This is a genomic window from Acinetobacter sp. NS-4 (assembly GCF_037402435.1).
In the GTDB taxonomy this organism is placed as follows: Bacteria; Pseudomonadota; Gammaproteobacteria; order Pseudomonadales; family Moraxellaceae; genus Acinetobacter.
The window spans coordinates 57,515-82,457 of record NZ_JBBEUE010000010.1 but is presented as its reverse complement, the minus strand read 5'-3'; the positions used below and the strand labels follow the sequence as shown (position 1 = coordinate 82,457).

The window sequence follows — 24,943 nt, the reverse complement described above, 5'->3', positions numbered from 1 at the left end:
GTTAATGATTCTAATGGGGTCTGTTAACATTTCATCTATGTTTGCGACGACACATATTTTTTACTGATATGAGGCACGAAGCAGGAAATTTAGTCATTCTAAATAACTGCTTCGTAACGACATAGCAGCAAAAAATATGCTAGTCCCTTGCGCTAAAAACAAAGCAGTGCTTCGCTTTTGCTCATGTGGCTAAAATTTTCTCAGATTTCGTTACGAAACTTAAAAATAGTCTCGCTATTCTTTGCGTTTCATGCCTTATCTGCTTAATTTTAGCCCACAGCGCAAACTATTTATGAAGGGTTAATAGCCCCCTAATTAAAACAGCTTCATAAAGAAGCTGTTTTATTTTTGCTTATTTTAGTGTTCGCGTGTGGCACGGAACTGGATATCCGGATAACGCTCTTGCATCAATTGCAAATTCACACGACTTGGTGCCAGATAAGTCAAATGACCACCGCCATCTAGCGATAATTGATCATGTGCCTTTTTCTTAAATTCATTGAATTTCTTTTCATCATCACATGAAACCCAACGCACAGTATTAATGTTCACAGGCTCGTAAACACAATCAACTTTGTATTCTTCTTTCAAACGATACGCCACCACATCAAACTGTAGCACACCGACTGCACCTACAATCAGATCATTGTTGATTTGCGGCATAAACACCTGAGTTGCACCTTCTTCTGAAAGTTCTTTTAAACCCTTTTGCAGCTGTTTAGATTTCAAAGGATCTTTCAAACGCACACGACGGAACATTTCCGGCGCGAAGTGTGGAATACCGGTGAAGTGCAGATTTTCACCGGAAGTAAAGGTATCGCCAATCTGGATGGTGCCATGGTTATGTAAACCAATGATATCCCCCGGCCAAGCTTCTTCTAGCTGTTCACGCTCACCCGCCAAGAAAGTCAAGGCATCACTAATCCGTACATCTTTACCCAGACGGACATGATTCATTTTTAAGCCTTTTTCATACTTACCCGAACAGATACGCATGAATGCAATACGGTCACGGTGTTTTGGATCCATATTGGCCTGAATTTTGAAAACAAAACCGGTAAAGCCTTCTTCATTCGCCTCTACAGCACGTTCATGAGTAGGATGCGCTTTAGGTTTTGGTGCCCATTGAATAAAGGCATTTAACACATGATCGACTGCGAAGTTACCCAATGCGGTACCGAATAGTACCGGTGTTTGACGGCCTGCCAGGAATTCTTCAGGGTCTAATGGATCATTGGCCATTTGCACCAATTCCAAAGATTCTTCAAAGGCAGCAAAAGCCAGCTCACCCACTTTTTCACGCAAGTCTGGATAGTCATAGCCATCACGAATTTCAATATCGGTAATGGTTGAGCCAAAACCGGCTTTGTAAACGTAGAATTTTTCTTCGAGGATGTTATATACGCCAGCAAAATCACGACCTGTCCCCAGTGGCCAGGTAATGGGTACACAGCGGATTTTCAGGACATTTTCAATTTCATCAAGCAATTCTAATGGTTCACGGATTTCACGGTCCATTTTGTTGACGAAAGAAATAATCGGAGTGTCGCGCATACGACACACCTCCATTAATTTAATGGTTCGTTCTTCGACCCCTTTTGCACCGTCAATCACCATCAATGCAGAGTCAACCGCAGTTAAAGTACGGTAAGTATCTTCAGAGAAATCTTCATGCCCCGGGGTGTCGAGCAAGTTGATCACATGATTTTTATAAGGAAACTGCATAACTGAAGTGGTAATGGAAATACCGCGTTCTTTTTCCATTTCCATCCAGTCAGACGTTGCAGCACGATCTGACTTTCGGCTTTTGACCATCCCTGCAACCTGAATTGCCTTACCCCATAACAACAGTTTTTCTGTCATGGTGGTTTTACCAGCATCGGGGTGGGAAATAATCGCGAACGTCCGTCGCTGTGCGACCTGCGCCGCTAATTCGTCTTTAAAACTCATGAAAGATACCTACTGCAGAATGGCAGTGAAAAAGATCAGAACTGATCAATATAAAAAATTGGCCATATTGTAGCAGATCATAAAACTTTTGAAATGAACTAAACTTGTTCGGTTCGCACCAATCTTAAGTAAATAATGCCTTGTCCATCTTTTCCAAACGGTTCACATCCATCGGCATTCCCAACAGAAAGCCCTGCAATTGCTGACAGCCTAAACGGGTCAATATGTCTGCCTGTAAAGGTGTTTCAACCCCTTCTGCAGTAACCACCAGACCCAGTTTTATAGCCAGCTGAATAATACTTTCTAAAATCATTTCATCTTTTGAACCAACTGCCAGATCACGGATAAATTCCCGATCTATTTTCAATTCATCTACAGGTAAGTTCTTCAAATATAAAAAGCTGGAATGACCTGTTCCAAAGTCATCAATCGCCAGTTTAATGCCCATCTGACGCAGCTGTTCAAAACACCGAATTGTAGAATCCACATGATGCATGGCGGTCGATTCGGTAATTTCGATGGCTAAATGATTGGGATTAATCTGATATTGAGCAAATAATTTTTCTAGTGTTGTAAACAGATGTTTATGTTCAAATTGTACGGCGGATAAATTCACTGCGACTGGAAAATAGTTTGAATTGGTCTGTTCCCAGATTTGAATTTGCTTACAGGCTTGTTCAAGCGCCCAATAGCCCATTTGAATAATCAGTCCGGTTTTTTCAGCTCCCCCGATAAACATGTTTGGCGTCAACATTCCCAAACTTGGATGATTCCAGCGGATCAGGGCTTCTACGCCGCAAATTGCATAATCCCGGGTGGTAAATTTGGGCTGGTAAAATAGAACAAATTGTTGTTCTTCAACGGCTTTATATAGATCATTGATCAATTTGGTCTGACTTTTGGTCTCCTGCTGATCAGCACTGTAACTAAACAGGGAATAGGTGTTTCTCCCTTGATATTTCGACGTCAACATGGCTGCATCGGCATTAATCAGCAGATCTTGCAAATTATTGCCATGATCTGGGTACAGGGCGATACCAATACTGCTAGAAATGTTGATCTCTTTACCGGCGATCAAAAAGCTGTCCTGAATTTGCCCCAACAGCTGTTCTGCTTTTGCAATGGCATGTTCAAGGGTGGCCTGTTCCAGCACCATCAAAAACTCATCTCCACCTAAACGAAGCAGTTTTTCATTTGGTTTCAGCTTGTGCTGAATACGGCTGGCCAGTTGCACCAGCAACTGATCACCGATATGATGCCCAAATACATCATTAACCGCTTTAAAACGATCTAAGTCGATATAGAGAAAGGCAATTTTATCATTCCTGTAACGATGGTCGGTAAATAAAAAATGTGAATATTCCGCCAGGAATAAACGATTGGGTAATTGGGTTAAATTGTCCTGCACGGCCTGATTGGCCAATTCACGATTGGCTTTAGAGAGCTGTATATTCCGGACTTCGAGTCTTTGTTCCAATATAGCGACACAAAATGCTGCGAGAAAAATTAAACTGGTGACTAAAATAACACTTAATAAAATTAATCCTTGCCCGGTTTGATAATGTGTAACCATCCGATCTGCAGCAATGGCATGAAAAACAATTGCCCCCATACCAACATAGTGTATCGCGACAATGGTCAGCGCCATCATACCTACCAAAGAAATCTTGATCAGCAGCTTTTTCTGTACTGCATTTTTATATTTAAAAATGAGCCAGAACGTTAAACCTGAACCAGCGATTGCAAGTAAAACGGAAAAAATCGTCAGCAGAGGATCATAATAAATTTGGTGCTGATTGAGGACCAGTGCCATCAGGCCGGTATAGTGCATTCCGGCAATACCCATTCCCATCAGTACCGCCCCTAAGACAAGCCGGCCAAAGGGTAAGGTTTCCCGCGTGGTCAGCCAAATCGCAAAGGTCGATGCAATAAACGCAATAAGATACGAAACAAAAGTAAGACCATAATCTAAAGAGTAATCTACCGGCAAATGACAAGCGAGCATACCGGTGAAGTGCATACACCAAATTGCAGCTCCGAGCGTGAGACCACTAATGATGAGAAGCATTTTTTCATATTTCTGACCCAAGCCACGGAATAATAATTGTTCGAATGAAACTGTAAAATAACAGGCCAAAATAGTAATAATTATTGAAACAATTACCAGGCTAAAATCATAATGCATATGAACCATATGAAGTTCCGTATAGGTTATCTTTCTTGTTTTAATCCACGTGATTAGTACTCTTTATACTGTCTAAAAATTTTCATCTTCAAAAGAGTGGTTATAAAAACAATCAATTAAAACAAGAATCTAATACTATTCTATTTTGGTCAAGTGTTAATTGCTCTATTCATTTTTATTTCTAATTTATTCATTTTGCAAAATAAACATCGTTCAACATTTTATCATTATTCCTACACCGTTCATATTTTTAAAAGTAGCGCTAAACATGAATTCCCCCATTCGCTCATGCATAAATAAAAAACCAGTCAGATCAACTGACTGGTTTTTTAAATAGATAAAAGCTAAATAATCATTCTATCTGGCAGAAGCCTTAGCTGACTGTAATTTCGCATAATCCAATAAAATATTGGCAGACTCTGTCACAAATGTTTCTTCTTCAGCTAATGCAGGTCGTTGAGTTGCCTTCATTTTTGCACGAGATTCAATCAGGGCATCTACAGAAGCCTGATAACTTTCCCAATTGGTATAAGGCTTTTGACCCGTCATGCTACGGCGTTGATTTTCCGCCTCTAAAGTTTTCTGCTCAAGTGTATTCAACTCGGCTTTACGCTGATCAATATCCAGTACCACACGCTTTTGCTCATCGGTTTTTTTCGCAATGGCTTTACGCTGCTCCAGATATTTAAATTGCGGATCAGCAACGACGCGTTGCTGCGACATTTGTGCCAGATTTTGCACATATGGCTGTACCGAACCTTCACGCTTAAATGGTGCTGTTGGAATGGTATCCCATTTCAAGGCATTCTTGGCTTTACGCTCACCAAACTCTTCGTTGTAGATATCGACCAGTTTGATGTCAGGTACTACCCCTTTATTTTGTGTACTTCCCCCAGTCACGCGGTAGAACTTACGCTGGGTCAAGGTTGCCTGACCATAGGCCAAGGTATCAAGCTGAACCTGAGCAGTTCCCTTACCGGTGGTGGTACTGCCAATCACAATCCCGCGCTCATAATCCTGAATAGCGGCAGAATAAATCTCACTGGCGGATGCCGAAGCCAGATTAATCATGACGGCCAATGGACCGGCATAGGTTTGTGCACCACCGTCATCGTCTTCAAACACACTGACATTGCCGTTACCATCGCGAATTTGCACCACTGGACCCGACTTGATGACTTGTCCTAACATACGCGCAACTTCTTCAAGCGAACCACCCGGGTTATTACGCAAATCGATAATAATCCCTTCTACTTTCTTGGCTGCCAGACTTTTTAGGGCATTGTTGGTATCTTCAGAAACAGAACGATAATCCGTACCGGCACGACGCGCACGATAGTTCAAATAAAATGACGGAATTTCAATCACACCAAAAGTATGATTTTTACCATCGCGCTTGATCTCTACGGTACGTGAACGAACTCCGGCATCTTCTTCTTGAATCACATCACGCACCAGACTAACTGTACGTGCCTGCCCCATAGATGCGCCTGCACCCAATAAACGTAAGCTTACCTTGGTTCCGCGCTTGCCACGTATCAGACCCACTACTTCATTGCTAGCCCAACCGATCACATCCACCATTTTATCGCCATCTTGGGCTACGCCAATAATGCGGTCTCCAGGTTTGATCTGACCTGATTTACTGGCTGGCCCACCTTCCACAATAGTTTCAATTTTGGTGTAATCTTCATTGCCGCGTTCAGGACGAATCGACACCCCAATCCCTTCTAATTGCAGGGTGGTTTGACGGTTCAGTTCCATGGCATCGACTGGCGGGAAATAGTTGCTATGCGGATCATAGGTCAACATCATCGCATTTAACGTCTTGTCGAGCACATCATCACTTTTTACACGGCTGACACGCTCAAGCTGACGGGTATAACGCTTGGTCAGGGTTTGAACTGGAGTTAAATCTTCCGGACTTGCCAGATCCTGACCATTGGCCAGAGTTGGATCATCTTTTAAGGCTTTTTGCTTCGCAGACTCTTCTTCTTTACTAATATTCAAGTTAATCAGCTGCGATACCAACATTTTCTGCCAATGGGCACGTTGTTCTGCTGCAGACTTGAAATAAGGTGATTTTTCACGATCAGTATCAATATAAACATTGCTTTGTTTCAAGTTTTGCGGTTTTTTCAACTCAGCCAGCATGAACTCATAAAACTGTTTTAAGCGTTCACGGTATTGGGCATGAATTAAATATGGACCCGATAAATCCCCGGCTTTTAATGCGGCACCGAAATTTGCACCATAATTTTTCTTATATTGTTCCACTTCAGGTGCTAAAAATAATGTGTGGTCTGCATCCAGGCTATCTAGATAAAAATCAAGGATACGATTGGAAGTCGCCGTATCTAAACGCTGATTTAAATAATGCTGACGGTCAACCAGAGTTGCCAATTGGCGTGAAACCAACGCCTGTTCCTGCGTGGGTTGAATCGATTGAGAAACTGCCTCTGTATTATTAGCTGCAATTGCCTCGTTCATTACATGAGAAAAGAAAAATCCTCCAGTCGCGATTGCAACTGCACAAGCTAATGTCTGAAGTTTCATAAATAATTCGTACTTCCTTGGTCTTGGACCAATATTGCATCGTCGTTTTTTAACATGAATTGAGTATATTCAAAATCTTAAACAACTTAATATGTATGTCGTGTAGTTTTATCATATTCTGTACTGTCAAAATGTAGCAAATCATTGCAGAATTCGGGTATTGTTTTTCTTTATAAAATTCCAACACGGACACCGATATGATTGGCGCATTGATGCTAGACATCGCTGGCACAGAACTTACTCAAGAAGATATTGAACTATTACGGGCACCGCAAGTAGGCGGCATGATTTTATTTTCACGAAATATACAATCACCTGAGCAGGTTCGTGCCTTAACCGATCATATGCGTCGCATCAGACCTGACATTTTAATCGCTGTGGATCAGGAAGGCGGCCGGGTACAGCGCTTGAAACAGGGCTTTACCTTACTGCCTGCGATGGGCCGTTTGGGTGAGCTTTATTCAACTGACCCGGAAAAAGCCGTTGATTTGGCCGAGCAATGCGGCTGGCTGATGGCTACTGAAGTACTTGCCGTTGGAATTGACTTCAGTTTCGCACCGGTACTAGACTTGAATGATGTCAGTGATGTGATTGGCGATCGCGGTTTTGCCAAAAACATTGATGATATTGTCCCTATTGCCAGTGCTTTCATCAAAGGGATGAAACGTGCAGGCATGGCCAATACCGGTAAACATTTTCCGGGTCACGGTTCGGTCAAGGCAGACTCCCATGTTGCAGCACCCGTAGATTCACGTACTTATGATGAAATTTATAATAAGGATATGCAAACGTTTATCCAGCTCATGCCACAGTTGGATGCCTTGATGCCTGCACATGTGATTTATGATCAGGTCGATCCGAACCCTGCTGGTTTCTCACCTTATTGGATTCAAAAAGTTCTGCGTCAAGAACTGAACTTTGACGGCGTGCTATTCTCTGATGACTTAACCATGCAGGCAGCATGTGTTGCCGGTGGTGCCGATGCACGCATTCAGGCTGCACTCAAAGCCGGATGTGATATGGGCCTGGTTTGTAATGACCGCTCAGCAGCATGTACCGCACTCGAAGGGATTAGCGATTTACCTTTACCCAATCAACAGCGTCTGCAGCGTATGCGCGGTAAAATTCCAGAAATCACGGTTGGGCAAACGCTGAACTTGGGGGCAGAATGGCAAAAAGTTCGCGATAGCATCGAAAACTTTAAAAAATCATTTAATTAATGCGACAAAAGGAACACGACAAGGTGTTCCTTTTTCTTTATGATAAATAAAAATAAAATGCACTTACTTCATTCAGCTCATTGTGCTTTGCGTCAAAACTAAAAATAAGCTGAGCTGGCAATGTAAGAAACTCAACCAATAAACAACCAACGTTAAAAACTAAAAAAACAGATAAGGTCAGGATGACATGACACAACAGCTTTCAGAACATCGACATATTTCATTTACTGCCCATTACACCGGATACATCTGGTACACCATGGGAATTTCTCACCCCGTTTTTGCGACCTCTAAAGGGAAAATGTTAGCCAAACTGGTGCATCCCTTAGAAAGCTGGGCTGAAAAATTTGTCGGCGGCAGTATGCGTACGACCTTAAAACAACGCCACCGCATGATTGATCAGCATCTCACGCAACTGATTGAACAGCACCCGGATTTGCAGGTACTTGAAATTGCCAGCGGGCTTTCCCCACGCGGCTGGAATTTCCGGCAGAAGTTTCCCCATATTGATTATCGTGAACTTGATTTACCCGATATGGCGAAAGTAAAAACCAAAGCCCTGAAACAGATTGATGCCAATAGCCCGGAAGTTTTATCAGTCGATTTATTCACTGCTGATTTTGCACAGGCTTTTCAGGTCTTTGACCCGAATCGGCCCTTGGTAGTCATTAGCGAAGGCCTGATTAATTACTTTAACAAAGACATGTTATTGCAATTACTCAAAGCAATTCATCATTATGGGCAGAACTTTAAAGAACTGCATTACCTTACCGATATCTATCCAGAACCGGTGAAAAATAAACTGGCCAATTTTATTTGGGCATGCAGTAAATTATTGAAATGGATGTCTAAGAGCGCATTTAGTTTCCATTTTATTGATCCGCAGCAAGCACAGGAATTTTTCCAGCAAGCAGGTTTTGAACAGGTCAGTATTGTACAACCGCAACAGTATTTTCAAAATCCAGCCGTGCCTTTCACCTCGAACGAGGAACATCTGGGTGATCTGGTCTGGATGATTCATGCAAGCAAAAAAAACAGCGTTATATAACGCTGTTTTTTTGATCTTGCCCCACATTAACTGACCGATTCCAATACTGTCATCACTTCTTTTTGTCGTTGTACATAACGCAATAAACGCTCTGCCACATCAAAACTGCCATGCTTGAATAAGGCACGAACTCGTGTTGAATTGACTTCAAAAATTAAGCATTCAATTTTAAATTGACCTTCTTCATCTTCCAGGTGTAGAGCCAAATCACGTGGATATTGTGCAGCTTTTTCTGTTAAGCCTTCGGTAAACTCAAGCAAAACGCCAAAGAAATTTAGATCCACTATATGAGTAGGCAGTTTTAACGGTGAATGACGATGAGTTAATACGGTCATCGGTTTTTGTACAGCAATACGTTCTTCGCCACGGCGCTCTAGAGTCAGTAACTGAGCACGTGTCATCGGGATAATCCCTTCTACATTTTGAATAGGCTGACCCTGCAAGAAGGTGGCAAACAGACTCATGGTTTCTTTACGACGCTGTAATTGCGGCACATGATCAGCATTGGCAATCATGGCGAATTCCATATCTGGACATTGCAAGGCAAAATTGGCATTTTCATGTGGCAAGGTAAAACTGTCATATTGCCCACATGCAACCAGTACTTTACATTGCGGAATAGGTACATCAGTTAAACGCAATAATCGGCTACAGTTGATTTCATAACGATCTTGCTCAGTTGCCGTAAATTCAGCCATCTGTCTGAAGAACAGACGCTTTGCAGTCGGTGACATGCGGGTTTGATCAATTTTGGCGTGATTGACCAGATACAGAATCACCGCCTGACCAAACTCATCCATGCGCTGTTCATTCATTAAATGTAAAGATTCTTCCAGCAGCATGCGCCAGCTTTTACGGGTTTTTTGCATCACGCCCATCAAAATCATTCGGTCAATCAGTTCAGGGCGTTGATGTGCCAAACCTGAAGCCACTACCGAGCCTAGAGACATCCCCATGACCGAAACTTTGGGAAGTTTTTCTACATCCAGCCATTCACCGAGCATACGTGCCAAGTCCGGCAATTCTAGAGTTCCCGCAGAAACACCGCTATCACGATTGGCAATTTGCTGATTGGCCCCCATGGAAGGCAAATCAATCAAGATAATTGGTCCTGCACTCAGCAGCTGTTCAACGCAATATTTATAAGAATTAAAATTTTGAAATGCCCCACCCACAATGACAACTGGCGTGTTGTGGATAGTTTCAGGTTGAGCAATTGCCATATACTCAATTTTCCAACCATTAATCCATGTCGTTCGTGCCGGTTCTTTAAAACTGTTCCTATGGTAAAGATCAAAAAAACCAAAATCTGCGTTTGATTCTTCTACTTCCGAGTCCATTTGGATCATGGAATTCATATCCCTTCCTCCATTCTTGCCTTATTGTTATTTTGCAAGAAAATAAATTTAGAATTTCTGCGTCATCCTGCTTCCATTCTTCGCTGTAATTATCGGACGTCACTGTCCTTATATCCTTTCATAATATACAGAGGATGAATACTCAAGCAACTGATTCTATGACCACTTATCTAAATTTATCCAGAAAAGGATTTCAAAATATTAACAGCCTGAAAGTTTCAGGGACTTTTTTCGGGTCAGATGCTTCATTGTCGGGTTCCAGACTGTTACTATCAAAGTGTAATTTCTAAGTGATCAAACCGCTATGCAAGATTCAATTGAACAATATATGCAAACGGTAGGACAACAGGCACGCCAGGCTTCTCGCGTGTTGGCAAGCGCTTCTACCCAAACCAAAAACAATGCCTTATCTGCAATTTACACTGCATTACAAGACAGTGAAGCTGCAATTCTGGCTGCCAACCAAATAGATATGACCAAAGGTCGTAACAACAATTTGGACAGTGCATTGCTTGATCGTTTAGAACTTACCCCCAGCCGCTTTAAAGGCATGCTGCATGGCTTAAAAGATGTGATGAATCTGGTCGACCCGATTGGAGAAATTACCGACCTTGCTTACCGACCTTCAGGCATTCAGCTAGGGAAAATGCGGGTTCCTTTAGGTGTGGTCGGCATGATTTACGAATCACGTCCCAATGTCACACTGGAAGCGGCTTCTCTGGCACTCAAGTCTGGCAATGCCATTATTTTGCGTGGTGGTTCTGAAGCACTGGAGTCCAACAAAGCCATTGCCGAAGCGATTCAGCATGGTTTAAAGGCTTCAGGTTTACCAGAAACTTCGGTGCAAGTGATTAACACGACAGACCGTGCCGCAGTCGGACACCTGATTACCATGTCTGAATATGTGGATGTGATTGTTCCACGTGGAGGCAAAGGCCTGATTGAACGTGTGAGCAACGAAGCCCGTATTCCGGTCATTAAGCATTTAGATGGCAATTGTCATGTCTTTGTTGAGGCACAAGCCGACTTGCAAAAAGCCCTGCCGATTGCACTGAATGCCAAAACCCATCGTTATGGCGTATGTAATGCCATGGAAACCTTGCTGGTGGATGAGAAAATTGCAGAAGATTTCTTGCCAAGCATTGCTGAACTGTATGCGGAAAAGCAGGTAGAACTGCGTGGCTGCCGTGAAACCCAGCGCATTCTCGGTTCAAACGTCAAACCGGCCAGCGAAGAAGATTGGTACACTGAATATTTAGGTCCAATTTTGGCAGTTAAAGTGGTGAGCGGAATTGATGAAGCCATTGATCATATTAACAAATATGGCTCACACCATACCGATGCCATCATTACCGAGAACTTTAGTCTTGCGCGTCAGTTCTTGGCCCGTGTCGACTCAAGCTCAGTGATGATCAATGCCTCTACCCGTTTTGCCGACGGTTTTGAATATGGTCTGGGTGCTGAAATCGGCATTTCCACCGACAAGATTCATGCGCGTGGCCCAGTCGGCCTGGAAGGTCTGACTTCGCAAAAATGGGTGGTATTTGGGGATGGTCAAATTCGCCAATAATTCCTCTATTTAAAGTATCTTTAAGTGTTCAGTTTCAACCCTGAAGCTGGACACAGCGACTACACTATCCCTGCCCTAAATTTTGTAACATGATAAAAAAACTGAAAAAGATAAAAGGGAAATCACATGTTTTATTATTTGATCATTTGTACCTTTTTACTGGCATTACTGGTTTCTTTTACAGTGATGAAAATTTTTTCCAATTCGATTAATCAAATTCTTGCCCGAATTATTAACGATCCCATTCATAGTGCCTGGGCCAAATACACCAAATTTGCCGGCATGGTGGTCGGAACATCTTCAGGCATTCGTATTTACGATATGGAAAAATATATCACGCCGCTGACGTATACCGAGAATGACAAGAAAATTGTGATTGAACTGACTCAAGAGCGCTGGGTACTGGAAATTTACCGGACAATTATTGAAACCTTGCAAGGTCTGGCCTGGATGATGCTGGTGTTTTTTATGGTGGCATTACTGGCTTATGTGATTGTACGCTGGTCAGAAATAAAGTATCAAAAGTAAATATTAAAACAACGCTTATGCCCTGCTCAAAATTGATTTCTCATGTTAGGGTTAAAGGCGTACAGGAAGGAGCGTTTATGCTTGAGTACTATTTCATTAATAAATGAAAACCATCAACCAATAAATTCTATTTATTATTATTTCACTGGTCGATAGTGCTTAAGTCTAATCTCCTAAAGTCTATCTAGGACAGAAAATCAACACATGATACAACATGCAGACTGATCTGAATTGCATTGAAATGTACTGCATAAAGATCACTTTAGGGACGACTTATTTCAATTAAAATTCGGGTATTAAAACGTGTCTACATCAGTATTAGTTATTAACTGCGGCTCATCTTCTATTAAATATGCACTCGTTTCAGAACGTCGTGAAGATCGTATTTTTGGTTTAGCAGAAAATTTAGGTTCTGCTGAAGCACGCATTAAGGGTGTCACTGTTGGTGGCGCGCCACTCGAACTGTCTATTCCACATGCCGATCATGAAAAGGCTTTGGAAACCATTTTAGAACGTCTTTCTCATTATAATCCTCAAGCGATTGGGCACCGTGTCGTACATGGTGGCACATTGACCAAAGCTGAGTTATTAACACCAGAAATCATTGATCGTATTCGTGAAGCGACGCCACTTGCCCCGCTTCACAACCCTGCTCACCTTGTAGGAATTGACGCGACCATGCGTTTGTTCCCGGACCTTCCACAAGTGGCAGTATTCGATACAGCATTCCACCAAACCATGCCAGCGCATGCTTACCGTTATGCTGTACCAAAATTCTTATATACAGAGCACAACGTGCGTCGTTATGGCTTCCACGGTACCAGCCATGCTTACGTGTCTGAACGCGGTTCAGAATTGGCAGGCAGCTTAAAACAAGGTGGCTGGTTAACTGCACATTTAGGCAATGGTAGCTCGACCTGTGCCATCTGGAATGGTCAAAGTGTAGATACGTCAATGGGCCTGACCCCGCTTGAAGGCATTGTGATGGGTACCCGTAGCGGTGATGTCGATCCAAGTTTGCACAGCTTCCTGGCTGCCAACTTGGGCTGGGATGTGTATAAAATTGACAGAATGCTGAACAAAGAAAGTGGTTTGCTCGGTCTATCAGACAATCTTTCAAATGACATGCGTACCTTGATTGAAGCATCAGAACAAGGCAATGAAGATGCAACGCTGGCCATTGAAGTATTCTGCTACCGTTTGGCTAAATCTCTGGCTGCTTTAAGCTGTGGCCTGCCACGTCTTGATGGTCTGTTCTTTACCGGCGGTATTGGCGAAAACTCGGCTTATATCCGTGAAAAGACCATGGCTTACTTACCTCACTTCGGTTTCAACTTAAGCAAAGAACAAAACAATAATTTAAAACGCGGTACAGAAGGTCGTATTGATGCTGGCACAGGTCCTCAAATCTGGGTCATTCCAACCGATGAAGAAGGCCGTATTGCCAAAGAAACAGCACACGTTGTAGAAGGCGAGGTAAATCAGTCAGCTGCAAAAAAGCCTGAATGTGAGACTACGATTGCTTAAGCAATCGTAGCCTACTTATGCTTTCAATAAATCCCTTTATGATTTAGAAAAAATTATGAAAACAATACTTTTGGTTCCTACAGAAATTGGTGTTGGCTTAACGTCTGCATGTCTTGGTTTAATTTATGCATTGGAATGCCAAGGTGTAAAAGCAGGTTTTCTAAAGCCTTTCTCTCAAGAATTACAGCCTGAAGCAGATCGCACCACTGCACTGTATCGTCACCTGTTCAAGCATGAAACCGTTGAACCGATTTCCTATGCGGCCCTGACTGAACGTTTAAAAAATGATGAAAATGACGAGCTGCTTGAAGATGCAGTACGTTTACACCGTGAAATTTCCAAACATCACGATGTCATTATTGTAGAAGGCGTGCTACCAAACGGACGTGATCCTTTTGCGACAGAACTCAATGCCACTCTGGCGAAAGCGCTTGATGCCAAAGTGATTATTGTCAGCAATGCCGACATTAACAATGCGGCAAAAACCGCGGCAAAAGTTGACAATCAATTACGCTTCTTTGGTGGTGCGACTTGCGAGCGTACTGCAGGCGTATTGTTCATGCGTACCAAAGGCTTGCCGGAAGATTCTGCACAGATTCCTGTGACGCTTGATCCAAACCTGCGTTTAATTAGCGATACCAACCGATTTGTGAGTGCAATTCAAAGCACGCACCCAATGATTGGTAAAGACTGTATGCCAGTCATTGGCTTAGTTCCATTTAGCAACACTTTAAGTGTGCCACGCATGTCTGACTTGGCTGTGCATATTTCTGCAGAATGGATTAACCAAGGTGAAGCAGCACAACGCCGTGTATTACACAGCAGCTTAATTGCATCAAATATTGAACACGAAATGCATAAATTCGTGGCAGGTGAACTCATCATCAGCGGTTCTGATCGTGTTGATGTCTTGCTTGCAAGTAGCTTGGCAAGCAGTAATGGCATTCCACTGGCAGGTTTGGTTTTAACTGAACATCAGGCACCAAGCACTCAAGCTTTAGAATTCTGTCAAACAGCAATCAAAAATGGCTTGCCAATTTTACACACCAAATTGAGCACTTTTGACACAGCACAACAATTGCTGAATTTAAGCAATGAAATTCCGGTAGATGATACCGAGCGTGCTGAGCAGGTGACCCGTTTCGTGGCCAGCCACATCAATGCAGACTGGTTAACGCAGTTAATCAGCGATACACATAAACCACGTTTATCTCCTTCTGCATTCCGTCATGAACTGGTGCAAAAATCAATTGCAGCGAAAAAGCGCATTGTTCTTCCTGAAGGGGATGAACCACGTACCATTCAGGCCGCAGCAATTTGTCAATCTCGTGGAATTGCCCACTGTATTCTGCTGGCAAAACCTGAAGCTGTGGTTGAAGTAGCAAAAGCACGTGGAATTGAATTACCGCATGATCTGGAAATTCTTGACCCAGACCTGATTCGCGAGAATTATGTCGGAAAAATGGTTGATTTACGTAAAGGCAAACTCAACGAGTTACAAGCGCGTGAACAGCTACAAGATACGGTAGTTTTAGGCACCATGATGCTGGCTCTTGATCAGGTGGATGGCTTGGTGTCAGGTGCAGTGCACACGACAGCCAATACGGTTCGTCCTGCATTCCAGTTAATCAAGACCGCACCGGATTACTCACTGGTATCTTCTGTGTTCTTCATGCTGCTACCAGATGAAGTCTATGTTTACGGTGACTGTGCAATTAACCCGGATCCGGATGCTGAGCAACTGGCTGAAATTGCAATTCAGTCTGCCGACTCTGCCAAAGCATTTGGCATTGACCCGCGCATTGCCATGATTTCTTATTCAACCGGTACTTCTGGTGCAGGTGCCGATGTAGAAAAAGTGGCGAAAGCGACTAAAATTGCCAAGCAACGCCGTCCTGACCTGCTCATTGATGGTCCATTACAATATGACGCAGCATCAGTTGAAAGCGTAGGTCAGTCTAAAGCACCAGGCTCACCAGTTGCAGGTCGTGCGAATGTATTTATTTTCCCTGACTTAAACACAGGTAACACTACCTATAAAGCAGTTCAACGTTCAGCGAATGTAGTGAGTGTGGGACCAATGCTGCAAGGTTTAAATAAGCCGGTGAATGACTTGTCACGTGGTGCATTGGTCGATGACATCGTGTTCACGATTGCATTGACTGCCATTCAGGCAGAGCAACAAGCGGCTCAATAATTCGTAAATTTAAGTTTTCCAAACCATCTGATTGAAAAATTGGGTGGTTTTTTTATGTTGATTTCGTATAACAGCCATTATGTTAAATAGCGGGATGTAGATAACTTTTTCATGAGATATATTCTAAGATTGACCAATCGAAAATATAGAAAAATATTATGACCGAAAAGCTTTTAGAATTTTTGGGTACAAGTAATCATGACAAGGAATTGATCGATTTTTTGTTAAGTAATCAATTAATTACAGAACATAATCTTTATATTCCTTTATTAGATGAGGACAATGAACCTTTAGATGAAGACACCTTATATATCGCTAATGAAGAAAAAGGTATTTGTTTACTATTTCGAGATGAAGCAAGTTGCTTAGATCATCTTAGTGATACACCAATGTTAGGTAAAAACTTATTTTTTTATACAATCTTTTTCTATAATCAAAATGTTGAAGGATTTAATAGATATAGAAAACCACTTCCCCAAGGACTTGACTTTGATATGTCTAAGGCTGAAATTCATGATCTTCTGGGAAATCCAGATGATGTAAGAGAAAGCCTATACTCTGAAAAATGGTACAATTTAGACTGTGGATATTCAATCTACGTAAAATATAGTGTCCACCATGATGGCATTCGCTATATATCAACAACGACATCTAATTATAAAGTTCCACTAAAATTAACATAATACACGTTATACGAAATGCTCTTTTTTATTTTATAAAAATCATTCACTTAACCAAAATTAGAAAGCCCAACTCATGCTAATTGGGCTTTCTAAGATAAATAATCATGTTCCACGCTCAATATTCAATCATTGTTCCACATTTTTATTGAGCATGACTTAATCAAAACTTTTGCGCCAACCACACCGTATGTCCGGCACAGTCCTGATCTTCCGCGACCATCTTTACCACTTCAAAACCATGATCTTTCAATAATTGGCGATATTCATCTTGCGACAAACTGGCATGATACAGTACATCACCAAACAGATCTCCAAGAGCCTCTCCATGACTTGGCCCACTGGTGAACATCAAAGCTGCTCCTGTTTCAGCTAACTTTGAAAACTGAGCAAACATCTTGCGCTGATCATCTTGAGTCAAATGAAAAAAACTGTCCCACGCTAAAATACCGTGAAACTTTTGCCCTAAATCCAGTTGACGCATGTCTGCCTGAATCCAGTGCTGTTCAGGAAAGTTGTACTTTGCCATTTCAATCATGCCCTCGGAACTATCCACCCCTACTACGGCATGACCTTGTTCAATCAGATATGCCGCAACCGGTTTTCCCGAGCCACAGCCTAAATCCAGTATTTGAGCATATTCAGGCATCAGCGAAAGAAAATGATTGAGCCAGGCTTTTTCATACAGAAACTGACCGCGTAATTCCGTCCATGCACGTGCATGTTTCTTATAAATTTTAATAATATTTTTCGCAAACTCAGATTGATCTTTCATAAGCGGTTTTTTCTAAATGTGCCTTTCAATAGTATAAGCAGATTTAGATCGGGATTTAAAGATTTGAAGATTTGAAGATTTGAAGATTTGAAGATTTGAAGATTTGAAGATTTGAAGATTTGAAGATTTGAAGATTTGAAGATTTGAAGATTTAGAAGGTTTTTATTTTGAGAAAATTTAAAATACAAAAAGAAGATAAAGCCTATGCCTAATCTTCTTGCTGACCAAACCCCTATCATTGCACCATATAAAGAAAAATCAATGACGGGAACAATTGCAAGAAGTCTGTATTTATCAGATGAGATTTGATGCACTTATGATGTAAAAATTTTAGGACAAATTTATGACAATTTGGCCTCACTTACCCCTACTAAGAAAACAGAAAAATTAAATTTTATTTTTCAAAAACTTAAATCAATAAGAAAATTAAAACCATGTCAATCAATATTTTAAATGTCATTTTACCCGGAACAAGGATTACCCTTATCATCTCTATGACAAAAATCACTCAAAAAACGACCATTCATTTGTGCTGAAATTTACCATTAAACTTTCGGCCAAAAAGCATTCAAAATGCCCACAAAACCTGCTTTTTATCTTATAATTTAGCCCGCTAGCTAACAGCCCGCTCAAGAGATATTTGATATGACAACTATTATCAAGCAAGATGACTTGATCACATCGGTAAAAGATGCGCTTCAGTTCATTTCTTACTATCATCCACAAGACTTCATCCAAGCGATGAGCCGTGCCTATGATCGTGAAGAAAACAAAGCCGCAAAAGACGCCATCGCACAAATTTTAATTAACTCTCGTATGTGTGCAGAAGGCCACCGTCCTATCTGTCAAGATACGGGTATTGTGAACGTATTTCTTGAAGTGGGCTTAGACGTTAAATTTGATTTAACCATGAGCCTGGATGATGCAATCAATGAAGGTGTGCGTCAAGGTTACCTGGAAAGCTCTAACGTACTTCGCGCATCAGTTTTAGCTGATCCTGCTTTTGGCCGTAAAAATACCAAAGACAATACTCCTGCGGTAATCCACTACAAACTCGTACCGGGTAACAAAGTTGACATTACTGTTGCTGCTAAGGGTGGCGGTTCAGAAAACAAATCTAAACTTGCGATGTTGAACCCATCTGATTCAATCGTGGATTGGGTACTGAAAACTGTTCCAACCATGGGTGCAGGCTGGTGTCCTCCTGGTATGCTCGGTATCGGTATTGGCGGTACTGCTGAAAAAGCCATGATGCTTGCGAAAGAAGCATTGATGGAAGAAATCAACATGGACGAATTGCTTCGTCGTGGCCCTCAAAGCCAGATGGAAGAACTTCGTATTGAAATCTTCGAAAAAGTAAATGCTTTGGGTATTGGTGCGCAAGGTCTTGGCGGCTTAACCACTGTTCTTGATATTAAAATCAAAGATTACCCATGCCATGCTGCGGGTAAACCCGTTGGTATGATTCCGAACTGTGCTGCAACTCGTCATGCACACTTCCAGTTAGACGGTTCAGGTGTTGCGCATATTCAAGCACCTAAACTTGATGACTACCCTGCTGTAACTTGGGATTCTTCATCTTCTAAACGTGTTGACCTGGACAACATTACTCAAGAAGAAATGAACTCTTGGAAACCAGGTGATACTTTATTGCTTAACGGTACCATCTATACCGGTCGTGACGCTGCGCACAAACGTATGGTTGATATGTTGAATAATGGTGAAGAACTTCCTGTAGACCTTAAAGGCAAGTTCATTTACTACGTTGGCCCTGTAGATCCAGTGGGCGATGAAGTGGTTGGCCCTGCTGGTCCGACGACTGCAACACGTATGGACAAATTTACTCGTCAAGTACTTGAAGCAACTGGCCTGTATGGCATGATTGGTAAAGCTGATCGTGGTCCTGCTGCTGTTGAAGCAATCAAAGACAACAAAGCAACTTACTTGATGGCTGTGGGTGGTGCTGCTTACCTGGTATCTAAAGCAGTACGTGAAGCTGAAGTTGTGGCTTTTGCTGACTTGGGTATGGAAGCAATCTACAAATTCAAAGTTGAAGATATGCCTGTATCTGTAGCGGTTGATGTCAATGGTACATCTATTCACGCAACAGCACCAAAAATCTGGCAAGCGAAAATTGGTAAAATTCCAGTAGTTGATGCTGCGAACTAAGATTCCAAGCTAAAAAAAGCACCCTTAATGGGTGCTTTTTTTATATTAAGACGATTACCACGTCAGTGGATTCCAAATCTTAAACGGCTGGGTCAGTTGCACATCTTCCGCTGGATCATATTTTGCAGGTTTCAGTTTTTGCGCTTTCTTGCGCTGCTTCCCGGTATTTTGATCTAGAGCAACAAAGTTATAACTTTCGGACTTCAGTTGAGTATAGGCAATTTCATTTAAGCCGGATTTTTCGGGTACCAAGATTAAAGGTCCAGAAACTTCACGACGAGTACTTAAGTTTTCTTCATCATACTTAATGAAATAAGACTGTCCTGCTTGCACAGTAAAATCCAGATATTTTGGCTTTTGGAAATGCTGCACACCCAAAGGCCGACTGGTAGATATGCGATAGGTTCCGACAGGTAGTTCAACCCAATAATAGTGATTATTTAATAAGCTTGGGATACGTTCACTATTAATAAATAAACTCGATGCCACAATTTCCTGACGGTTCCATTTGCTGTCAGGACGATATAGATACACTATGGCTGCCTGATCATTTTGCGCCTGTACCGGCTGAAAGCGCTGTCCTAATTTTTGATTGACCCAAGCACCAATGGTAAACATACCAAAACGATATTGTTCCAGCATACCCGGCTCATGTTCGGTATCTACAGGTTTTAAGGTTGATGTAGCCTGAGTGTGCTCCATAGCAGATTTGCCATGACATCCCAATAAAATAAAGCTTGCACAGACTGCAATACAGACTCCACGCATGATTTTCCCTCACTGCGTATTTTTTATTTTTGTACTCAATTGAAAATTCATTCTTCGCTTATTGATCGCGACATTGATCTGAGTTAGTTGATCTTATTTAGGCGTCCACGCCTAATCATTGAGATTAACATTGCGTTTTATTTTTGGAAATAAAAAACGTGCGAAAACACCAGTTTTCCGCACGTTTCTGACGAATAGCGAGTTAAGCAGATTTAGAATTTACCACTTTTAAATCTACTTTAGAGGCATTTTCAGTCTCTGATTTGGGCTGACGCTCTGCTTTTAATACCGGTTTGGCTTCACCAGAAATCACTGCATCACTCACAATTACCGTCCCGATATCGCTACGGCTTGGTAAATCATACATGGTTTCAAGTAACGAGTTTTCCAGAATTGAACGCAGGCCACGCGCACCCGTATTACGCTCCAATGCTTTTTTGGCAACGGCACGCAGTGCTGAATCTTCAAATACCAGATCCACATTTTCCATATCAAATAAGTATTGATATTGACGGGTTAAGGCATTTTTAGGTTCAGTCAGAATCTGCATCAAGGCTTCTTCATCCAGCTCATCCAAAGTTGCAATGACCGGTAAACGGCCAATAAATTCTGGAATCAAACCAAATTTCACCAAGTCGGTCGCCTCAACTTGACGGAACAAATCAGACAGTTTTTGAGTATCGTCTTTGTTCTTCACTTCTGCCGTGAAACCAATACCGCCTTTTTCCTGACGCTGTTGCACGATTTTCTCTAAACCTGAGAAAGCACCGCCACAGATAAACAGGATATTTGAGGTATCAATTTGAATGAACTCTTGTTGCGGGTGCTTACGACCACCTTGAGGTGGAATTGAAGCAACCGTACCTTCAATCATTTTCAGTAAAGCTTGCTGAACACCCTCACCCGATACATCACGGGTAATCGACGGGTTTTCAGACTTGCGGGTAATCTTATCGATCTCGTCGATATAGATAATACCCTTTTGCGCTTTCTCTACATCATAGTCGGCTTTTTGCAAAAGCTTCTGTACGATGTTTTCAACATCTTCCCCTACATAACCGGCTTCGGTCAGTGTAGTGGCGTCTGCCATGGCAAATGGAACATCCAACAAACGCGCTAAAGTTTGTGCCAGTAAAGTTTTACCTGAACCTGTTGGCCCGACCAAAAGAATATTACTTTTTGCGAGTTCAACAGCATCTTCAGGCTTATGGCCTGAATGAGTGACTTTTAGGCGTTTGTAATGGTTATATACCGCAACTGAAAGCGTTTTCTTAGCAACATCCTGACCAATCACATATTGATCAAGTGCAGCACGAATTTCGTGTGGCTTTGGCAAAGGCTTACTTGCCCAATCACCAGATTCAACTTGCTGACTGGTTTGGACTAAATCTAAGCATACGTCCACACACTCATTACAGATGTAAGCGTCCTCACCTGCAATCAGTTTCCCGACTTCAGACTGCGTTTTACCGCAAAATGAACAATGCTTTTGTCCTTGAGGATGGTCGGACATATTCACTCCAATATAAAAATCTGAAAATTATGGACGTTTACTTAACACTTCATCCACGAGACCGTACTCTTTAGCAGCTTGGGCTGTCATAAAGTTGTCACGGTCAGTATCTCTGGCAACAGTTTCATAGTCTTGACCACTATGCTCTGCCATTAAACGGTTTAAACGTTCTTTAATGAATAGAATTTCACGTGCGTGAATTTCAATATCTGATGCTTGACCACGGAAACCACCAAGCGGCTGGTGAATCATCACACGTGCATTTTCCAAGCAATAACGTTTACCCTTAGCACCTGCATTCAGCAGGAAAGCACCCATCGATGCTGCCTGCCCCATACAATAAGTCACCACATCAGGTTTAATAAACTGCATGGTGTCATAAATGGCCATACCCGCAGTCACTGAACCACCTGGTGAATTAATATAGAGATGTATATCTTTATCTGGGTTCTCTGCTTCTAAAAACAACATTTGCGCAACAATTAAATTTGCCATGTTGTCTTCAACTTCACCGGTCAAAAAGATAACGCGTTCACGCAAAAGACGTGAAAAAATATCGAAAGAACGCTCACCACGAGAAGACTGTTCTACCACCACTGGTACTAAAGCGTTATCAATTGTTGGAACATACATACGTTATTTATTCCTAAATTCTTGTTACTCAACTCATAGTCACAATATGAGGGATAATTGCCGAAAATGCAAAATATTCCCAATTAAATAACAGATATTTTTTATATAAGCATTGTGAATTTAGTAGAGGTTCAACAGGGTTTGTTGACAATTCGTCTATGTTTGCGACTACGAGTATTTTTTAGGCGATACAAGGCGTGAAATACGAAATTTAGTCATTCTAAACGAGTAGTTCACAACGCAAGCCATTTATGAAATGTCAACAGACCCTATAAGTCTGTAAATAAAAAAAGGCGCATGATGCGCCTTTTTTTAATCAGCTAAACTTAGCCTTGTTGACGAGCTTGTTGCTCTTTCAATAAGTCTTCGTAGCTTACTTTAGTGTCAGTCACTTTAGCAGATGCCAAGATGTGATCAACAACTTGATCTTCTAGAACAACAGCTTCGATTTGAGCACGTTGCTGTTTGTCATTTTTGAAGTATTCAATCACTTCAGTTGGATCTTCATAAGAAGAAGCCATGTCTTCGATGTAAGCCTCAACGCGAGCTGCATCTACTTCGATTTTAGATTCAGCCAATACTTTGCTTACAAGCACGCCTAATTTAACTGCTTTTTCAGCTTGTTCTTTGAACAATTCATCTGGAAGCATGCTTGAATCGAATGCTTTAGCGCCTTGAGCACCAAACTGTTGAGTGAACTGTTGGATCATTTGTTGACGTTGACGGTCAATTTCTTGAGACAACATAGCTTCAGGAATTTGAACTTCGTTTGCAGCTACAAGCGCATCAAAAGTTGCACCTTTTACCTGGTTACGAAGACCATTTTTCACTTCACGTTCCATGTTTTTACGAACGTCAGCTTTTAATTTTTCAACGCCTTCTTCTTCAGTTAGACCGAAGATTTTAAGGAATTCAGCATCAATTTCTGGAAGTTTTTGTTTTTCAACTAATTTCACAGTGATTTTGAATTGAGCAGCTTTACCCGCCAAGTTTTCAGCTTGGTAGTCAGCAGGGAAAGTAACATCAATTACTTTCTCTTCGCCTTTCTTCATACCAACGATGCCGTCTTCGAAGCCAGGGATCATACGACCTGAACCTAAAACAAGTTTGAAGTCTTCAGCAGCGCCGCCTTCAAATTTCTCGCCGTCCACAGTACCTTCGAAATCGAAAGTCACTTGCATGTCTTTTTTAGCCATGCCTTTAGTTTCAGTCCAAGAAGCACGTTGCTTTTGAAGGTTTTCGATCATTTGATCAACGTCTTTGTCGTTCACTTCAGTTGCTTTACGCTCAACTGCCAGACCGTCAAATTTAACTTCAACTTCTGGATAAACTTCTACAGTTGCTTCATAAACAAGAGCGTCTTCTTTGTTTTCAACTTTTTCAATGTTTGGCATGCCAACAGCATTGATTTTCTCTTGTTGAATTGCTTCAAATACTGTGTCACGAATTACATCGTTCACAACTTCTTGATAAATGCTTGCGCCATATTCACGACGTACCACATTTAAAGGCACCTTACCTGGACGGAAGCCGTTGATCTTCACAGTTTTAGCAGTGCGTTTTAAACGAGCTTCAAATTGCTCGTTCACACGGCTCGTCGGTACAGATACATTTAAACGACGGGCAACGCCCGAAACCGCTTCAGAAGTTACTTGCATGGCTTCCTCGATATAGAAATAGTAATTGCAATTTTGAAAGTGCCACATTATATGACAACATTGAAAGATATACAAAACAGGATGGCTTAACCATGTAATTTTACGCTTTTTAGATAAAATTCTGGCTTTATTGTTCTTTCATCCCATCTTTTTAAAGATAACACCTTGCCGAATTTGTTCGTATTGCATTTGTGTGGTCTATTCTTCTCATTATTTTACCCGCTTCTCTTTTGGATGCTTATTCATAAATAGGGTTTTGTCCCCTATTTCTGCAACATCTCTCTATAAATACGACATCAGCTTAAATTATTTATCATGTTTTAAAAAATACGCTTTTCACGAGATGAAATATGCGTGGGTAAAATGCAAGAATTTGTTCTATCTCTGCGTTAAAAATGTTAAAAATTGATATCAATATTCACAATTAATAACACTCTCTTGATCGTTTTAATAGTTAATAATAATTATCAATAACTTAATTAAATATTAACACATTGTACCATCCATATAAACACTTAATTGTTTATTTTTAATCGCCAATTTCAATTCAACTTAATAGTTATGTAAAATAAGAATCATTATTATTCTCATACATTTTCACAATACCA

Annotated in this window: 17 protein-coding genes; 8 read left to right on the top strand and 9 right to left on the bottom strand. The window is 41.5% G+C overall.

Annotated features, from left to right (window positions below; all coding sequences use genetic code 11):
- Positions 1-357: 357 nt before the first annotated feature.
- The 3 genes from WAE57_RS09675 to WAE57_RS09665 form a co-directional block, all read right to left on the bottom strand.
- Entirely contained in the window at positions 358-1,950 is a 1,593-nt protein-coding gene (locus tag WAE57_RS09675; RefSeq protein ID WP_337710450.1) for a peptide chain release factor 3, read from the bottom strand.
- A 124-nt stretch (positions 1,951-2,074) separates the two neighbouring features.
- Positions 2,075-4,144, bottom strand: a complete 2,070-nt coding sequence (locus tag WAE57_RS09670; protein WP_337710448.1) for an EAL domain-containing protein — start codon at positions 4,142-4,144, stop codon at positions 2,075-2,077.
- Positions 4,145-4,492: 348 nt separating this feature from the next.
- Positions 4,493-6,691, bottom strand: a complete 2,199-nt coding sequence (locus tag WAE57_RS09665) for a carboxy terminal-processing peptidase (RefSeq protein WP_337710446.1) — start codon at positions 6,689-6,691, stop codon at positions 4,493-4,495.
- 197 nt (positions 6,692-6,888) lie between these two features.
- Between WAE57_RS09665 and nagZ the strand changes: the two genes are divergently transcribed.
- Both nagZ and WAE57_RS09655 read left to right on the top strand, forming a co-directional pair.
- Positions 6,889-7,911, top strand: coding sequence for a beta-N-acetylhexosaminidase (nagZ, locus tag WAE57_RS09660; protein ID WP_337710444.1), 1,023 nt, complete (start codon positions 6,889-6,891; stop codon positions 7,909-7,911).
- 187 nt (positions 7,912-8,098) lie between these two features.
- Positions 8,099-8,959 carry a class I SAM-dependent methyltransferase gene (locus tag WAE57_RS09655; protein WP_337710442.1) on the top strand — a complete coding sequence of 287 codons (861 nt, stop codon included), beginning with the start codon at positions 8,099-8,101 and terminating at the stop codon, positions 8,957-8,959.
- Between the two features lie 26 nt (positions 8,960-8,985).
- Here the strand turns inward: WAE57_RS09655 and WAE57_RS09650 are convergent, their stop codons facing one another.
- Positions 8,986-10,317, bottom strand: coding sequence for an alpha/beta hydrolase (locus WAE57_RS09650; protein ID WP_337710440.1), 1,332 nt, complete (start codon positions 10,315-10,317; stop codon positions 8,986-8,988).
- Between the two features lie 304 nt (positions 10,318-10,621).
- On the opposite strand from WAE57_RS09650, the gene WAE57_RS09645 reads away from it, so the two are divergent.
- The 5 genes from WAE57_RS09645 (at position 10,622) to WAE57_RS09625 (ending at position 16,822) form a co-directional block, all read left to right on the top strand.
- On the top strand, positions 10,622-11,887 hold the full coding sequence (locus WAE57_RS09645; protein ID WP_337710438.1) for a glutamate-5-semialdehyde dehydrogenase: 1,266 nt from the start codon (positions 10,622-10,624) through the stop codon (positions 11,885-11,887).
- Positions 11,888-12,013: 126 nt separating this feature from the next.
- The gene (locus tag WAE57_RS09640; protein ID WP_337710436.1) at positions 12,014-12,415 is read left to right on the top strand and encodes a hypothetical protein; all 402 of its coding nucleotides are present in this window, start codon (positions 12,014-12,016) and stop codon (positions 12,413-12,415) included.
- Positions 12,416-12,718: 303 nt separating this feature from the next.
- Positions 12,719-13,942, top strand: coding sequence for an acetate kinase (locus WAE57_RS09635; protein WP_086197489.1), 1,224 nt, complete (start codon positions 12,719-12,721; stop codon positions 13,940-13,942).
- Between the two features lie 55 nt (positions 13,943-13,997).
- Positions 13,998-16,139, top strand: coding sequence for a phosphate acetyltransferase (pta, locus tag WAE57_RS09630; RefSeq protein WP_337710433.1), 2,142 nt, complete (start codon positions 13,998-14,000; stop codon positions 16,137-16,139).
- Positions 16,140-16,297: 158 nt separating this feature from the next.
- Positions 16,298-16,822, top strand: coding sequence for a hypothetical protein (locus tag WAE57_RS09625; RefSeq protein WP_337710431.1), 525 nt, complete (start codon positions 16,298-16,300; stop codon positions 16,820-16,822).
- 160 nt (positions 16,823-16,982) lie between these two features.
- On the opposite strand, the gene WAE57_RS09620 is transcribed toward WAE57_RS09625, so the two are convergent.
- Positions 16,983-17,594, bottom strand: coding sequence for a class I SAM-dependent methyltransferase (locus WAE57_RS09620; RefSeq protein ID WP_337710430.1), 612 nt, complete (start codon positions 17,592-17,594; stop codon positions 16,983-16,985).
- A 645-nt stretch (positions 17,595-18,239) separates the two neighbouring features.
- Between WAE57_RS09620 and WAE57_RS09615 the strand changes: the two genes are divergently transcribed.
- A complete protein-coding gene (locus tag WAE57_RS09615) occupies positions 18,240-19,763 on the top strand; it encodes a fumarate hydratase (RefSeq protein ID WP_337710429.1) in 1,524 nt (507 codons plus the stop codon).
- A 54-nt stretch (positions 19,764-19,817) separates the two neighbouring features.
- Here the strand turns inward: WAE57_RS09615 and WAE57_RS09610 are convergent, their stop codons facing one another.
- The 4 genes from WAE57_RS09610 to tig all read right to left on the bottom strand — a co-directional run bounded on the left by WAE57_RS09610 (position 19,818) and on the right by tig (position 24,335).
- Positions 19,818-20,531, bottom strand: a complete 714-nt coding sequence (locus WAE57_RS09610) for a DUF2846 domain-containing protein (protein ID WP_237787995.1) — start codon at positions 20,529-20,531, stop codon at positions 19,818-19,820.
- A 202-nt stretch (positions 20,532-20,733) separates the two neighbouring features.
- Positions 20,734-22,044, bottom strand: a complete 1,311-nt coding sequence (clpX, locus tag WAE57_RS09605) for an ATP-dependent protease ATP-binding subunit ClpX (protein WP_237787996.1) — start codon at positions 22,042-22,044, stop codon at positions 20,734-20,736.
- Positions 22,045-22,071: 27 nt separating this feature from the next.
- Entirely contained in the window at positions 22,072-22,677 is a 606-nt protein-coding gene (gene clpP / locus WAE57_RS09600) for an ATP-dependent Clp endopeptidase proteolytic subunit ClpP (protein WP_086198326.1), read from the bottom strand.
- A 326-nt stretch (positions 22,678-23,003) separates the two neighbouring features.
- Positions 23,004-24,335, bottom strand: coding sequence for a trigger factor (gene tig, locus WAE57_RS09595; protein WP_237787997.1), 1,332 nt, complete (start codon positions 24,333-24,335; stop codon positions 23,004-23,006).
- Between the last annotated feature and the right edge of the window lie 608 nt (positions 24,336-24,943).